Origin of the sequence: Tsukamurella sp. 8F, assembly GCF_029167375.1 — a bacterium.
GTDB lineage: Bacteria > Actinomycetota > Actinomycetes > Mycobacteriales > Mycobacteriaceae > Tsukamurella.
Map to the genome: position 1 here is coordinate 1 of NZ_JARFTP010000038.1, position 15,174 is coordinate 15,174.

At 68.5% G+C, this 15,174-nt stretch carries 15 protein-coding genes; 6 read left to right on the forward strand and 9 right to left on the reverse strand.

Annotated features, from left to right (window positions below):
- Positions 1 to 49: 49 nt before the first annotated feature.
- The 5 genes from P0W64_RS22555 to P0W64_RS19995 all read right to left on the reverse strand — a co-directional run bounded on the left by P0W64_RS22555 (position 50) and on the right by P0W64_RS19995 (position 6,246).
- Positions 50 to 2,731 carry an MFS transporter gene (locus tag P0W64_RS22555; protein WP_343232888.1) on the reverse strand — a complete coding sequence of 894 codons (2,682 nt, stop codon included), beginning with the start codon at positions 2,729 to 2,731 and terminating at the stop codon, positions 50 to 52.
- 111 nt (positions 2,732 to 2,842) lie between these two features.
- The gene (locus P0W64_RS19980) at positions 2,843 to 3,664 is read right to left on the reverse strand and encodes a YceI family protein (protein ID WP_275481935.1); all 822 of its coding nucleotides are present in this window, start codon (positions 3,662 to 3,664) and stop codon (positions 2,843 to 2,845) included.
- Entirely contained in the window at positions 3,661 to 4,488 is an 828-nt protein-coding gene (locus P0W64_RS19985) for a carboxypeptidase regulatory-like domain-containing protein (protein ID WP_275481936.1), read from the reverse strand. Before P0W64_RS19985 ends, P0W64_RS19980 begins: the two co-directional genes overlap by 4 nt.
- A complete protein-coding gene (locus P0W64_RS19990; protein WP_275481937.1) occupies positions 4,485 to 4,982 on the reverse strand; it encodes a MarR family transcriptional regulator in 498 nt (165 codons plus the stop codon). Before P0W64_RS19990 ends, P0W64_RS19985 begins: the two co-directional genes overlap by 4 nt.
- A 148-nt stretch (positions 4,983 to 5,130) precedes the next feature.
- Positions 5,131 to 6,246 carry an adenosine deaminase gene (locus P0W64_RS19995; RefSeq protein WP_275481938.1) on the reverse strand — a complete coding sequence of 372 codons (1,116 nt, stop codon included), beginning with the start codon at positions 6,244 to 6,246 and terminating at the stop codon, positions 5,131 to 5,133.
- A gap of 69 nt (positions 6,247 to 6,315) precedes the next feature.
- Here P0W64_RS19995 and P0W64_RS20000 point away from each other — a divergent pair, with 69 nt between their 5' ends.
- Together P0W64_RS20000 and P0W64_RS20005 are read left to right on the forward strand one after the other, a co-directional pair.
- Positions 6,316 to 7,242, forward strand: a complete 927-nt coding sequence (locus P0W64_RS20000) for a D-2-hydroxyacid dehydrogenase family protein (RefSeq protein ID WP_275481939.1) — start codon at positions 6,316 to 6,318, stop codon at positions 7,240 to 7,242.
- 164 nt (positions 7,243 to 7,406) lie between these two features.
- The gene (locus P0W64_RS20005) at positions 7,407 to 7,694 is read left to right on the forward strand and encodes a nitroreductase family deazaflavin-dependent oxidoreductase (RefSeq protein ID WP_343232886.1); all 288 of its coding nucleotides are present in this window, start codon (positions 7,407 to 7,409) and stop codon (positions 7,692 to 7,694) included.
- An 11-nt stretch (positions 7,695 to 7,705) separates the two neighbouring features.
- Here the strand turns inward: P0W64_RS20005 and P0W64_RS20010 are convergent, their stop codons facing one another.
- Positions 7,706 to 9,004, reverse strand: coding sequence for a thymidine phosphorylase (locus P0W64_RS20010; RefSeq protein WP_275481940.1), 1,299 nt, complete (start codon positions 9,002 to 9,004; stop codon positions 7,706 to 7,708).
- Positions 9,004 to 9,444 carry a cytidine deaminase gene (locus P0W64_RS20015; protein ID WP_275481941.1) on the reverse strand — a complete coding sequence of 147 codons (441 nt, stop codon included), beginning with the start codon at positions 9,442 to 9,444 and terminating at the stop codon, positions 9,004 to 9,006. Before P0W64_RS20015 ends, P0W64_RS20010 begins: the two co-directional genes overlap by 1 nt.
- Positions 9,445 to 9,682: 238 nt before the next feature.
- Here P0W64_RS20015 and sdhC point away from each other — a divergent pair, with 238 nt between their 5' ends.
- The 4 genes from sdhC to P0W64_RS20035 are packed head-to-tail and all read left to right on the forward strand — an operon-like array spanning position 9,683 to position 13,113.
- Positions 9,683 to 10,087 carry a succinate dehydrogenase, cytochrome b556 subunit gene (sdhC, locus tag P0W64_RS20020; RefSeq protein WP_275481942.1) on the forward strand — a complete coding sequence of 135 codons (405 nt, stop codon included), beginning with the start codon at positions 9,683 to 9,685 and terminating at the stop codon, positions 10,085 to 10,087.
- Between the two features lie 13 nt (positions 10,088 to 10,100).
- The gene (locus tag P0W64_RS20025) at positions 10,101 to 10,559 is read left to right on the forward strand and encodes a succinate dehydrogenase hydrophobic membrane anchor subunit (protein WP_275481943.1); all 459 of its coding nucleotides are present in this window, start codon (positions 10,101 to 10,103) and stop codon (positions 10,557 to 10,559) included.
- A 29-nt stretch (positions 10,560 to 10,588) separates the two neighbouring features.
- The gene (gene sdhA / locus P0W64_RS20030) at positions 10,589 to 12,340 is read left to right on the forward strand and encodes a succinate dehydrogenase flavoprotein subunit (protein ID WP_275481944.1); all 1,752 of its coding nucleotides are present in this window, start codon (positions 10,589 to 10,591) and stop codon (positions 12,338 to 12,340) included.
- Positions 12,340 to 13,113, forward strand: coding sequence for a succinate dehydrogenase iron-sulfur subunit (locus P0W64_RS20035; RefSeq protein WP_275481945.1), 774 nt, complete (start codon positions 12,340 to 12,342; stop codon positions 13,111 to 13,113). Before sdhA ends, P0W64_RS20035 begins: the two co-directional genes overlap by 1 nt.
- 62 nt (positions 13,114 to 13,175) lie before the next feature.
- On the opposite strand, the gene P0W64_RS20040 is transcribed toward P0W64_RS20035, so the two are convergent.
- A complete protein-coding gene (locus tag P0W64_RS20040; protein ID WP_275481946.1) occupies positions 13,176 to 14,489 on the reverse strand; it encodes an MFS transporter in 1,314 nt (437 codons plus the stop codon).
- Positions 14,490 to 14,543: 54 nt separating this feature from the next.
- Positions 14,544 to 15,131 (reverse strand): TetR/AcrR family transcriptional regulator, encoded by a 588-nt coding sequence (locus P0W64_RS20045; protein ID WP_275481947.1) that lies wholly within the window; start codon positions 15,129 to 15,131, stop codon positions 14,544 to 14,546.
- Positions 15,132 to 15,174: the final 43 nt, after the last annotated feature.

A 15,174-nucleotide genomic window follows, 5' to 3' on the forward strand; every position in this document is an offset into this window, starting at 1 on the left:
CCGCACCAAGACGCCCCCGCCGAGCGGCGGGGCCTTCTTCGTGGTCGGTCTACTGCGCCGGGTGCGCGGCGGACCCGAGCGAGATGTCGGCGACGTTCTCCCGACCGCCGGCGACCTTCACCTGCACGGCGGCGGGCTCGTACATGCTCGCCACGAGCGCGAACCTGCCGTCAGTGAGGCCCTCGAGACGGTAGAAGCCTTCGGCGTCGGTGACGACGGAGGCGACGAGTGTCCGGTCCGGCCCCAATGCCGAGACGGTCGCGCCCACGAGCGGGCTGCCGTCGGCAGCGCGGACATGGCCCTGTACCCCGCCGATCGCGGCGAGCACGATCTCGACCCGCTCGGTGTCGCCACCGGCCACGGCGACGAGCTGGCTCGACGGCTGGTAGCCGGGCGCAGTAGCGGTCACTGCGACGGTGCCGGCCTGGACGCCGGCCAGGCGGAACGTCCCATCGGGGCCGGCCTCGGCGCGTGCCACGACGGCGCCGGTCTGGTCTGTGACCATGACCAGGGCCGGGACCCCGCCCTTATCGTCTCGAACGACGCCGACGAGCGCGGTGCCCCCGACGAGCTCGAAGTCGCGGTCTACGGTGCGTCCCTCGGCGACGCGGGCCGTGAACGCCTGCGGTGCGAAACCCGGCGCCGTTGCGATCGCGGTGTACACCCCGGCCGCGAGGCCGGCGACTCCGTAGCGGCCATCCGCATCGGTCTCGCCGCGGCCGACCTGGTTGCCCGTGGCATCGGTGATCGTCACCTGCGCACCAGCGATCGGCTTGCCTGCCGACCCGCTGATCACACCGGCCACTGAGGGCCGCACGCCGACTGGGAGCCCAACGGGCCGCGCAGGATCCATCGCCGGGGCCGCAGGCGCGGCCGCGGCGGACTCAGCAGGAGCCGATGCCTGCGCGGCGGCCGCGGTGCCGGCGACAGCCGTGGCGGTGCCCACGGCGGCCGTAGCGGCGACCGCCGGTGCAGCAGCGCCGGGCTCGCCCGAGTCACGCTCCACCAGCGCCGACGGAGACCCACCGGAGTCGCCCGCGACCGCGAATATCTCCTCGCCGACCGACTCGACCGCCGCCGGACGCTTGGTCGAACCCGTGAACAGTGAGGCGATGGCGCCGATGGCGCAGCAGATCAGCGCGAACGTGAACGCCGCGGTGAGGCCGTCCGAGAACGGATCTGAGATCAGGTGCGGGAAGAAATCGAGGCCGAACAGGTGGTCCTGGCTGGCCTGCGACAAGTTGGAGACGTGACCCGACAGCAGCTCCTGCACCGGGTTGTAGCCCAGGAAGGCGGCGAACAGCACGCCGACGGTCGGCAGATTGGCAACGTTGTTCGCCGCCTCCTGCGAGACGCCGTTGGCGGTAAGGCCGTTGAACATCGCGCTGGGCAGATGCGAACTCAGACCCGCGATCATCAGTGAGAAGAAGAGACCGATGGACAGCACCATGGCCGCGTTCTGGAAGGTCGTCATCATGCCCGCGCCGGAACCACGCGCGTTGGCCGGGAGACTGTTCATCACCTCGGCCCGGTTGGGCGACGCGAACATACCCATCGAGATGCCGTTGACCAGCAGGATCGCGGCGAACGCCCAGTAGTTGAAGTCGACAGGCAGCGCGATCAGCAGTCCGAACGTCACCGCGGTCAGGCCGAGGCCACTGACGGTGAACCACTTGGCACCGATCTTGTCGCTGAGTGCGCCCGACACGGGTGCACTCAACAGGAAGCCGATCGTCATCGGGACCATGTAGATGCCGGCCCACAGCGGCGTACGCGAGTAGTCGTAGCCGTGCTGCGGAAGCCAGATGCCCTGCAGCCAGATGATGAGAATGAACTGCAGGCCGCCGCGGCCGATCGACGCCATCAGATTGGCGAGGTTGCCGAACGCGAAGGAGCGGTCGCGGAAGAGCTTCAGGTTGAACAGCGGGTTGGCGACCTTGAGCTCGATGCCCACGAACACCACGAGCACCACGAGCCCGCCGATGATCGCCGTGAGCACCCAGGGGTTGGTCCAGCCCATGTTGGAGTCACCGTACGGCTGGATGCCGTACGTGATGCCGACCAGGATCGCGATGAGCCCGACGGCGAACGTGATGTTGCCCCACCAGTCCATCTTCGCCTTGATGCGCGTACCCGTGTCGTGCAACATCAGGTACGCCCAGATCGTGCCGATCAGGCCGAACGGCACGGAGACGAGGAACACCAGGTGCCAGTGCCACGGCGCGAGCACGCCGCCGATGAGCAGGCCTAGGAACGAGCCGGCGATCGCGGCCACACCGTTGATGCCCATCGCCAGGCCGCGCTGGTTCGAGGGGAACGCGTCGGTGAGGATCGCCGAGCTGTTCGCCATCAGGAACGCACCGCCGATGCCCTGGATCACGCGCCAGAAGATCATCCAGAGGGCAGCGCCACCACCGTCGAACCACGTGACCGCCAGGAAGATCGACGAGATCGTGAACACCGCGAAACCCATGTTGTACATGCGGGCACGACCGAACATGTCGCCCAGACGGCCGAAACTGACCACCAGCACTGCGGTGACGACGAGGAAGCCCATCATCATCCACAGGAGATAGCTGGTGTTCCCCGACTCGAGCGGGTTGAGATGGATGCCCTTGAAGATGTCGGGCAGCGCGATCAGGACTATGGAACTGTTGATCGTCGCGATCAGCATGCCCAGGGTGGTGTTGGACAGCGCGATCCACTTGTAGTGCGGACCGAGCTCCTCCATGGTGTAGATGTGGCCCTTGCCGCGCCTGCGCGACGGCGCGGCCACTGTCTGCTCAGACACTGTCGCTCCTTGTAGTGACTAGCTGGGAAAAGTGTTGACTATTCCGGTTTCTCACGTGTCGGCGACACTGTCGGCACGAACGGCCTGTACCTCGAGGTCCAGGCGGGCGGTGCTCCCGATCTGCGCAACACCGGTCAGCAGCTTCTCGTCGAAGCTGATCCCGAAATCGCCGCGGCGCAGCTCGGTGCTGGCACGGAAGCCCAGTCGCGTTCCGCCCCAAGGGTCCTCGGTCTCGCCGAGGTAGGTCATCCGCAGATCGACCGGGACTGCGCTGCCGCGCAGCTCCAGTGCGCCCTTGACGGTCCACACATCGTCCACGGGGCCGGTCACCACGCCGCTTCGGAACCGCGCGACAGGATGGCGCTCGACGTCGAAGAAGCCGTCCGAGCGCAGATGACCGTCGCGCATCTGGTTGCCGGTGTCGATGCTGGCGACCTTGATCTCCACATCCACAGCGGACTTCTCGATGGGATCTGCGACAGTGATGGATCCGGAGAACTCGTCGAATCGGCCCTTCACAGAAGAGATCCCGAGGTGACGCACGCTGATCTCTATCGTCGAATGCTGCGGGTCGATGACCCACTCGCCCGGCGACGGCAGTGGACCCGAGCCGGAGCGCACCAGGGTGACGCTTCCGAGCCTGGCGGTGCCGGTGGCCGATACCAGGGCGACGCGAGCCTGGGGCTCGAAACCCGGGGACGTGACGACGGCCGTGTACGTTCCCGGCGCCAGGCCGTCGACCGTGACGGATCCGTCGGTGCCGGACTCGACCCGGGCGACCTGGTCTCCCGTCATGGACATCACGGTGACGACGGCGCCGTCGTGCGCGTCGCCCGCGGACGTGACTACGCGCAGCGCGATCCCGGCGCTCACGCGCCGGCTCCAGCACCGAGCACGAACTCGTGCGACGCCACACGACCGCCGACGACGTCGACGGTGGCCGCGGCGGGCGTGTACCCGTTAGCGATCACCGTGTAGTCGCCGGGCAGCACGTTCTCGAAGCGGTAGCGGCCCTGCACGTCCGTGACGGAGCTGCCCACCATCTCGCCGCCGATGTCGAGCAGGACGACCTGGCTGTGCGCGACGATCCCGGAACCGCCCGGAGCAGCGACATCGCGGACGGTGCCGGCGAGCTCGGCGGCGACGTGCAGCGCGACGGTCAGTTCCGTCGGGCCCGAACCCCCGACTGTCACCGTCTGCGCGACGGGCTCGCAGCCGGGCGCAGTCACGACCAGCGTGTACTGCCCCCCGGACAGACCGGAGAAGACGAAGGCGCCGTCGGCGCCTGCATCCTGGACCAGGCTGACGTTGCCGTCCTGGTCCGTCATCGCCGCGGTCGCGCCGGCGAGTGGCCGACCGGATGCGGCATCGACCACGATGCCCTTCACCGCGGGCAGGACCCCCAGCACGACCTCGGTCGCGACCGGCGCGGCGCCGACGATGACCGCCACCGCGGTCGGCTCGTAGCCCTCGGCCGACACGACGAGCACGTAGTTGCCGGCGACCGGGATGTGCGCGGTGAAACCGCCACCCGCGGTGCCGACGACCCGCGCGGTCTGTCGACCGCTCGGGTCGATGACGGTGACGGTCGGCTCGGCGATGGCCGCCCCGGAGCCGTCACGCACGAGCCCGTCCACACGGCCGGAGCCGCGGTCCGAGCCGTGACCTGAGCCGCGGTCGATCCCGTTGTTGGTCATACCCTCTCCTCGTTCTCGTTCACGTTGCGCTCGGCGCCGGCCGCCTCCTCGGCCGCGGCGGCCAGCGAGTCCGCGAGCAGGCCGATGGACCGCTCGAGCTCGGTCCGCTGCTCCTCGTCGAGCCGCTCCAGCGCCGCTGCCATCAGCTGGGACTTCCGCGACGTCGCTCCACAGATGTACGAGCGGCCGTCCTCGGTCGGCACCAGCAGGGACGCGCGGCCGTCGTCGGGATCGGCCATCCGGGTGATCAGCCCCTGCCTCTCCAGTGCCGCGACGATGCGCGACATCGTCGGCGCGGCCACGCCCTCACGCTCGGCGAGGTCCGTCGTGCGCAACGGGCCGTGGTAGACCACGGAGAACAGCGCGGACGCCGAACCCGCCGCGAGCGCACCGTGGCCCGCGTGCACTCGCAGAGTCCGGATGATCCGGATCAAGTCGTAGTGCACCGCCGTCGCCCCCGTGGGCTCCGGCGCCTCCATGGGAATACTTTGCATGCGATAACAATTCCCTTCGGAGAAACAATGAGTCCTCGGACAGGTTAGTTGCTACATGCTATGTAATCAATTCGAGGTCCGAGTTACTCCCGACACAGCCGCCGGGCCACACCGGCGGCACCGCCGGGCGGCAGGAGACCCACGACCGTCACCCGATCAGAACGGCGAAACCGGGCTTGATGACGTCGTCGATGATCTCCAACCTCTCATCGAAGTGGATGAAGGCGGATTTCATGGCGTTGATGGTGAAGCGCTGCAGGTCGGCCCACCCGAACCCGAAGGTCTCGACGAGCCCGAGCATCTCCTTGCTCATGCTGGTGTCGCCCATGAGCCGGTTGTCGGTGTTGACGGTCACACGGAAGCGCAGGCGAGCGAGCATGTTGAAGGGGTGCTCGTCGAGGGACGCGACGGCGCCGGTCTGCAGGTTGGAGGACGGACACAGCTCGAGCGGGATGCGGGCGTCGCGGACGCGGGCGGCTATGCGCCCCAGCGCGGCACCGGACAGATCGTCGGAGTCCGGGTCGACCCCCTCGGGCAGGGTGATGTCGTCGGCGATGCGGACGCCGTGACCGAGGCGGTCCGCACCGCAGAAGGCGATGGCCTCGTGGATGGACGGCAATCCGAACGCCTCACCGGCATGAATAGTGAAGGGGGCGGAGGCGTTTCGCATGTACTCGAACGCATCCAGGTGGCGGCTGGGCGGGAATCCGGCCTCGGCGCCGGCGATGTCGAAACCGACTGCGCCGCGGTCACGCCAGCGCACGGCGAGCTCGGCGATCTCGCGGGAGCGGGCGGCGTGGCGCATGGCGGTCACCAGGCAGCGCACCACGATCGGCCGGCCGGCGATGCGCGACGCTGACTCACCCGAGGCGAATCCGGCGAGCACCGCCTCCATCACTTCGTCGAGGGTCAGCCCGGCTTCGAGGTGCTGCTCCGGCGCGAACCGCACCTCGGCGTACACGACGCCGTCGGCGGCGAGGTCGAGCGCGCACTCCTGTGCGACGCGCGCGAGGGCCTCGGGTGTCTGCATGACACCGACGGTGTGCGTGAACGTCTCGAGATAGCTGACGAGCGATCCCGAGTTCGCGGCGTCCCGGAACCAGGTGGCCAGCGACTCGACGTCCGAAGCCGGGAGGTCGGGATAACCGGTCTGCTCGGCGAGATCGAGGACGGTCGCGGGCCGCAGACCTCCGTCGAGGTGGTCGTGCAGGAGGACCTTCGGTGCCTGACGGATGGATTCGAGATCGAGCGGAGCCGCTGCCATAGCGCGAAACTACCGCACGTCCGGGGGCGTCGGCCGCGATCACACGCGGCGAGGGCTACCGTCGGAGGTATGCGCGTGGCGATCCTCGACGACTTCCAGCGGGTGGCACTCGATCACGGCGATTTCACCGGCATCGACACGACGGTCTTCGACGCTCCCCTCACAGATCCCGCGGCGCAGTTGCAGGAGTTCGATGCAGTGGTCGCCATGCGCGAGCGCACCCCGTTCCCGGCGGGGTTGCTGCAGGCGCTCCCCCGCCTGCGGCTGCTGGTGTCGACGGGTCGGCGGAATCGCTCCATCGACATCCAGGCGGCGCAGGAGTGTGGAATCACGGTGTGCGGCACCGGCTATCGTCCGGCGGCCGCGGCCGAGCACACCTGGGCCCTGATCCTCGCTGCGCTGCGGCACGTGCCCGAGGAGCACGCGAACATCCGTGCCGGGCGGTGGCAGAGCACCATCGGGTTCGAGCTCGACGGGGCGACACTCGGCCTCGTCGGGCTCGGGAATCTGGGCGCGCGAGTGGCGCGCGTCGGAGGCGCCTTCGGGATGGACGTCATCGCCTGGTCGACCAGCCTCACCCCCGAGCGGGCCCGGGGCGCCGGGGCCACGGCCGTGACCAAGGAGGAGCTGTTCACCCGCGCCGACGTCGTGAGCATCCACCACGTGCTGTCCGAACGCTCGCGCGGCCTCGTGGGCGCAGCGGACATCGCGCGGATGCGGCCGGGCGCCCTACTCGTGAACACCTCGCGCGCAGGGCTGCTCGACACCGCATCCGCAGCGGAGGCGGCCCGCGACGGCGCGATCCGGCTGGCGCTCGACGTGTTCGATACCGAACCGCTGTCCCCGGGTGATCCCCTGCGTTCGCTGCCCGGCGTCCTGACGGGGCACGTCGGCTACGTGACCGAACAGCAGTACCGGCTGTTCTACGCCGATGCCGCGGAGGACATCCGCGCGTTCGCCGCGGGCACGCCCGTTCGCGTTATGAGCCCCCAGTAGCCGACCGTGTGTTCATAGAGGTCCGAGGAGAGGAATGGCGATGTCCGACTGGAACAGACAGATCATCGACGAGTTCCGTGCGAACGGCGGCACGGTGTCCACCAACGGATTCGGTCGCCGGCTGGTGCTCCTGCACCACACCGGCGCGAAGTCGGGAGCGGCGCGTGTCTCCCCCCGTCATGGGCCTGCGCGAGGATCCGGATACGTGGCTGATCGCGGCGTCGAAGGCCGGCGCGCCCGACAATCCCGCGTGGTTCCACAACCTGCGCGCTCACGCGGACGCCGAGATCGAGACTCCCGACGACGGGACCGTCGAGGTCCGGGCCGAGGTCTTGAGTGGCGCTGCGCGCGATGCGGCGTGGGAGAAGTTCAAGGCGGAGGCGCCGGGCTTCGGCGAATACGAGGCCCGCACGACCCGCGTCATCCCCGTGGTAGCGCTGCGCCGACGCTGACGCCCCGCCCGTCAGGCGATCCGGTCGATCACCAACGGCCGCCGCGCGGGCGCGGCATCGCCGAAGGTGACAGCATCCTCCAGGGCCGCGGCGGCGCCGTCGAAACGCTCGGGCGTATCCGTGTGCAGGGTGAACAACGGCTGGCCGGCGGCGACGGCGTCACCCGGCTTGGCATGCATGGTCACGCCCGCCGCGGCCTGCACGGGCTCGCCCTGCCGTTCGCGTCCGGCGCCGAGACGCCAGGCCGCGACCCCGACGGCCATCGCGTCGAGTCCGGTGACGACACCCGCCGACGGTGCCGGTACGTCCCGGGTATGCCGAGCCACCGGTAGCGGCGCATCGGGATCCCCGCCCTGTGCTGAGATCATCGCCCGCCACGCATCCATCGCATGCCCTCCGCGCAGATGCTCCGCCGGATCCGCGTCGACGCCTGCGAGCGCAAGCATCTCGCGTGCGAGCGCCAACGTCAGCTCGACGACGTCGTCCGGCCCGCCGCCCGAGAGGACCTCGATGGACTCGGCCACCTCGAGACCGTTTCCGGCGGTACGGCCCAGCGGGCAGTTCATGTCGGTCAGCAGTGCGACGGTGTCGACGCCCGAGTCCCGCCCCAGCGCGACCATGGTCTCGGCTAGCTCGCGCGCCTGAGCCTCGGTCTTCATGAACGCGCCCGCACCGACCTTGACGTCGAGGACGAGCGACGCCGTACCCTCGGCGATCTTCTTGCTCATGATCGACGACGCGATCAGCGGGACCGCCTCGACGGTGCCGGTGACGTCGCGCAGGGCGTACAGCTTCTTATCGGCGGGCGCGAGGCCCGAGCCGGCCGCGCAGATCGCCCCACCGACCGCCTCCAGCTGGGCGAACATCTCGGCGCCCGTGAGGTCGGCGCGCCAGCCGGCGATCGCCTCGAGCTTGTCGAGCGTCCCGCCCGTGTGGCCGAGCCCGCGCCCCGACAGCTGCGGCACGGCCACGCCGTAGGACGCTACGAGCGGCGTGAGCGGCAGTGTGATCTTGTCACCGACGCCACCGGTCGAGTGCTTGTCCGTAGTGGGGAGCGGGCGACCGCCACGGCGCAGCCCCGAGAAGTCCATGCGTTCACCGGTGCCGATCATCGCGGCGGTCCAGCGAGCGATCTCGCGGCGCTCCATGCCACGCAGCAGGATGGCCATGGCGAGCGCGGACATCTGGTAGTCGGCGACGGTGCCGTCCGTGAACGCCCGCACCACCCAGTCGATCTGGCCGTCCGTGAGCGCTTCCCCATCGCGCTTCGTACGGATGATCGACACGGCGTCGTATACCTCGGCGGCCATCAGCGCGCCTCCCCCGCCGCGTTCGCGGCACCGCCGGGCCGTGAGCCCACGGCCGCCAGATCGTCGGGGCCGAAGGCGTCGACCAGAAGCCCGGCGAGCGGGACCGGCCCGCTGCGGTGATCTACGAGCAACTCGCCGCCACCGAACTCGTAGAGCACCTGTCGGCATCGACCGCACGGGAGGATGACGTCGCCGTCGGCGTTGCAACATGTGAAGGCCGCCAACCTGCCGCCCCCGGAAATGTGTAGCGCCGACACGAGTCCGCACTCCGCGCAGAGACCTAGACCGTATGAGACATTCTCCACATTGCAACCGGTGACAAGACGGCCGTCGAGTGTGAATGCCGCGGCACCGACGGGATAGCCGGAATAGGGCGCGTAGGCATGCTTCATGGCATCGAAAGCGCTGCGCCGCAACGATTCCCAGTCGATGTCAGACATCTGTACCACCTCGTTCTTTCGTTCTCCGGTATTACTCGACCAATTCGGCAAGGCAATCCTAAGTTTCATCTTTCTGACCGATGAGTAGCCAGAGTGGTTTCGATTCCACATTCGCATGGGTTTAAGGTCAATGCGTGGGTTCAGGTACACGTCGGGGCCGACGCCACCACGGGATCGATGATCCTCGGGTGCCCGGAGCTCCCGCCGCGTCCATCGACGATGTTGGAGGCAGGGCTCGATGAGCAGCACGACTGAAGCGCCGGCGCCTAAGAGCGCGCGGCGGCCGTCCATCTACCGCGGCGATCCTGGCATGTGGTCGTGGGTGCTCCATCGCATCAGCGGCGTCACGATCTTCTTCTTCCTCTTCGCACACGTCCTCGACACGGCGGTCATCCGGATCAACCCGGAGACCTACAACGAGGTCATCGACACGTACAAGAACCCCGTCGTCGGTCTGCTGGAGATCGGCCTCGTCATGGCCATCCTCTACCACGCCCTCAACGGCGTCCGCGTGATCCTCGTCGACTTCTGGTCGAAGGGCGTGCAGTTCCAGAAAGTCATGACGGTCGTGGTGTGGGCCGTGTTCCTCACCGCCGGCATCGGCATGGCCGCCCGCCTCCTCTACATCATGTTCACGAACTAGGGGCCGCACAGATATGACGACTGCGAACGAGCCCAAGCTCGCCAAGACCCTCATGAAGAACTACGACCGCCCGGCCTCGCTGGACAACCCGCGGTCGCCGCACCGGCCGAAGTCGGGCGACTTCGAGAAGTACGCGTGGATCTTCATGCGCCTATCCGGCATCGCCCTGCTTGTCCTGACCTTCGGCCACGTGTTCATCATGCTCGCCCTCGACAGCCGCGGTGTGCACCGCATCGACGCGTCGTTCGTCGCCGCGCGCTGGAAGGAGCCCTTCTGGCAGTGCTGGGACCTGCTGATGCTGTGGCTGGCACAGCTACACGGGGGCAACGGCGTGCGCGTGATCATCGACGACTACGCCAAGAAAGACCAGACCCGCTTCTGGCTCAAGACGCTGCTGGCGATCTCGATGATCCTCATCGTGGGCCTCGGCTCGTACGCGCTGCTCACCTTCGATACGACCTCAGTCGCGTAGCCGGCCCCAGAGAGGACACCTAGGAAGACATGCAGGAACATCGTTACGACGTGGTGATCGTCGGCGCCGGCGGCGCCGGCATGCGGGCAGCGATCGAGGCCGGCCCCCGCGCACGCACCGCGGTGCTCACCAAGCTGTATCCCACGCGCAGCCACACCGGTGCCGCTCAGGGCGGCATGTGCGCCTCGCTGGCGAACGTCGAGGAGGACAACTGGGAGTGGCACACCTTCGACACGGTCAAGGGCGGCGACTACATCGTCGACCAGGACGCTGCGGAGATCATGGCCAAGGAGGCCATCGACGCCGTGCTCGACCTCGAGAAGATGGGTCTGCCGTTCAACCGCACCCCCGAGGGCAAGATCGACCAGCGACGTTTCGGCGGCCACACCCGTGACCACGGCAAGGCGCCGGTCCGCCGGGCGTGTTACGCCGCGGACCGAACCGGCCACATGATCCTGCAGACGCTGTATCAGAACTGCGTCAAGCACGACGTCCAGTTCTTCAACGAGTTCTACGTGCTCGACATCGCGATCACGGAGACCGAGGACGGCCCCGTCGCGACCGGTGCCATCGCCTACGAGCTCGCGACGGGCGAGCTGCACGTGTTCCACGCCAAGGCCATCGTCTTCGCCACCGGCGGATCGGGACGCATGTACAAGACCACGTCCAACGCGCACACCCTGACGGGTGACGGCCTGGGCATCGTCTTCCGCAAGGGCCTGCCCCTCGAGGACATGGAGTTCCACCAGTTCCACCCGACGGGCCTCGCAGGCCTGGGCATCCTCATCACCGAGGGCGTCCGCGGTGAGGGCGGCATCCTCCGCAACGCCGACGGCGAGCGTTTCATGGAGCGGTACGCCCCGACCATCAAGGACCTCGCGCCGCGCGACATCGTCGCCCGCTCAATGGTGTTGGAGGTCCTCGAGGGCCGCGGCTGCGGACCGAACAAGGACTACGTCCTGATCGACGTCACGCATATTCCCGAGGAGACGCTCAACGAGAAGCTCCCCGACATCATGGAGTTCTCGCGGACCTACCTCGGTGTCGACCCGGTCAAGGAGCCTGTGCCGGTGTACCCCACGTGCCACTACGTGATGGGCGGGATCCCCACCAAGATCAACGGTGAGGTGCTGCGCGACAACGAGCACATCGTCCCCGGGCTCTACGCCGCCGGCGAGTGTGCGTGCGTCTCGGTGCACGGCGCAAACCGCCTCGGCACCAACTCGCTGCTCGACATCAACGTCTTCGGCCGCCGGGCCGGCATCGCCGCAGCCGAGTACGCACATTCGCACGACTTCGTGCCACTGCCCGAGCAGCCGGAGCACATGGTCGAGGACTGGCTCGCGAACATCCTCTCGGACCACGGCGACGAGAACGTGATGGCGATCCGCACCGAGTTGCAGCAGACGATGGACAACAATGCCGCGGTGTTCCGCACCGAGGAGACGTTGACCAATGCGCTCAACGACATCCATGCGCTCAAGGAGCGCTACGACCACATCACCGTCACGGACAAGGGCAAGCGGTTCAACAGCGATCTGCTCGAGGCCATCGAGCTGGGCTTCCTCCTCGAGCTGGCCGAGGTGACCGTCGTAGGCGCGCTGAACCGCAAGGAGTCCCGGGGCGGCCACGCCCGCGAGGACTTCCCGACGCGCGACGACGAGAACTACATGAAGCACACGATGGCGTACAAGCAGGGCACGGGCCTCACCTCGGACATAACCCTGGATTGGAAGCCTGTCGTCCAGACCCGATACGAGCCGATGGAGCGTAAGTACTGATGACCGCTGCAGTCGAAGACAAGCCCGCCGGCGCCGCTCAGCCCCCGGTTCCGCCGGGCTCGGTCATGGTGACGCTGAAGATCATGCGGTTCAACCCGGAGGATCCCGACGCCGCCGGCTGGCAGAGCTACAAGGTCCCGGCGCTGCCGACCGACCGATTCCTCAACCTGCTCCTGTACGTCAAGGGGTACCTCGACGGCACGCTCACGTTCCGCCGGTCCTGTGCGCACGGCGTGTGCGGCAGCGACGCGATGCGTATCAACGGCGTCAACCGTCTGGCGTGCAAGATGCTGATGAAGGATTTCCTGCACGAGGGCAAGGACGTCACGATCACCGTCGAGCCGATCCGGGGCCTGCCGGTGGAGAAGGACCTCGTCGTGGACATGGAACCGTTCTTCGACGCGTTCCGCGCCGTGAAGCCCTACCTGATCACCTCGGGCAACGAACCGACCCGCGAGCGGATCCAGTCGGCGACGGACCGCGCGCGCTTCGACGACACGACCAAGTGCATCCTGTGCGCGTGCTGCACGACCAGCTGCCCCGTGTACTGGATGGACGGGTCGTACTTCGGCCCTGCCGCGATCGTCAACGCGCACCGCTTCATCTTCGATTCGCGCGACGAGGGCGCCCAGGAGCGACTGGACATCCTCAACGAGGCCGAGGGCGTGTGGCGCTGCCGCACCACCTTCAACTGCACCGACGCGTGCCCCCGTGGCATCCAGGTGACCAAGGCCATCCAGGAGGTCAAGCGCGCCCTCCTGTTCAGCCGCTAGACCCTCTGCTGCAGCCAGGAACGCCCCGCCCGGAAATTCCCGGGCGGGGCGTTCCGCATCGCTCAGGCCTGATCGCAGAGAGCGCCCGAGGCGTCACAGCTGACGCCGACGCGCTCCCTCTCGATCCGTACGCTCAGCAAGGCGGCCGCGATGGCCGCGGTCACCAGTCCTACGCCAGCCCATACCGGGGCGACCGCGCCCGCGGCGAGCGCCACGCCGCCCACCCATGGCCCGAGCGCGTTGCCGACGTTGAACGCCGATACGTTCACGGACGCCGCAAGAGTCGGCGCATCGCCGGCCATTCCGATCACGCGGCCGTTCAGTGCGGCCGCGATGGAGAACGCCGCGGCTCCCAGCAGGAAGAGCACGACGAGAGTCGCGGGTGCCCAGTGTGCGAGGGACGCGAGCAGGACGAGCGCCACAGCGGTCGCGACGAGGCTGCCCAGCACGTTGGCGAGCATCCCGCGGTCTGCGATGCGCCCTCCCACCACGACACCGGCCAGGCTGCCCAGCCCGAACAGCAGCAGCGCCAACGGCACACGCGAAGCCGGCACGCCGGAGACGTCGGTGAGCAGCACTGCGACGTACGTGTAGGCGCAGAACACGGCGGCCTGGAACAGCGCCGTCGTCGCGAGAGCCACCCACAACCGAGGGCGGCGGAACGCGGCCGACTCGCGGCTCAGGAGCTCACGCATCGGTACCGCGGCGGGCCGCGTGTCAGACACCGCGGCGGGCCGCGCATCGGGCACCGCGGCGGGCCGCGCATCAGACACCGCGGCGGGTCGCGCATCGGGCACCGCGGCGGGCCGGCCGTCGCCGGGGACGCTCACGTGGACCAGGACCGCGCAGCCGGCGGCCACGACGGCGACCGTCGCCAGCGACGCCCGCCATCCGAAGGTGCCTCCGATCCACGTACCGACAGGAACACCGAGCACCGTCGCGATGGTGAGGCCACCGACGACGACGGCCATCGCCCGCGCGAGCGCGTCCGGTCCGGCGAGGCGCGCGGCCATCACGGCCGCCATTGCCCAGTAGGTCGCCGCCGCGACAGCGGCGATGACTCGCGTCACGACGAGCACCGTGAAACCGTCCACCAGTAGTGGCACCACATGCGCGGCGACGAACACGGCCAGCGCCCCGACGGCCGTGGCGCGGCGCGGCAGCCGCAGGGTCGCGAGCGTCATCAGAGGCGCGCCGACGAGCATGCCGATCGCGAACGCGGTCACGAGCCACCCCGCGGTCGCCACCGACACGTGCTGGTCGGATGCGACCTCGGGCAGGATCCCCGCGAGCAGGAACTCGCTGGTCCCGACCGCGAACGTGCCGATGGCGAGCGCGTACACGGCGCGCGGGACCGCCGTCCTGTTCTGGATCATATGTTCCATAATCGAGGCATGCCTTTCGGATCGGTGGTTCTTCGAGCCCGCGGTTCAGCGGGGGCGGAGCAGCGCCATGAGGGCCCGGACAGCGCGCGGACCAGCGGCCGGGTCACCGTCGACCCGGGCCGACACCTGCAGACCGTTGATCGCGGCGTGCACCACGGCAGCCAGCTCGTCCGGCGTGGCGTCGTCGGCGATCGAGCCGTCCTCCTGCCCGCGCCGGATCAGGGAGGCGAGCAGTTCCTGGAACGCCCGAAGGTTGTCCCGCGCCATCCGCGCGATATCGGCCTCCGAGGGTCCGATCTCGACTGCGGCGTTGATCACCAGACAGCCGCGGAGGTCAGGTGTCGCCCGCTGATCCGCGAGCGTCTCCGCAAGCAGTTGCTCCAAGAGTTCCCGGCCCGACCCCGGCCCCTCCAGAGCGGCTCGCCGATCGAGCTCCTTCTGATCGCCGTAGCGGGTCATACACCTGCGGTACAGATCGGCCTTGCAGTCGAACGTGTTGTACAGGCTGCTGCGGGACAGTCCGGTTGCGCGACACAGGTCGTCCGTCGAGGTGCCGGCGTACGAACGTGAGCGGAACGTCTCGACCGCGGCATCCAGCGCCGCGGTCTCGTCGAAGTTCCTCGGCCTGCCCACGGCGACGACCTTAGCAGTTATGTACTCAACGTTCCAATTCGTC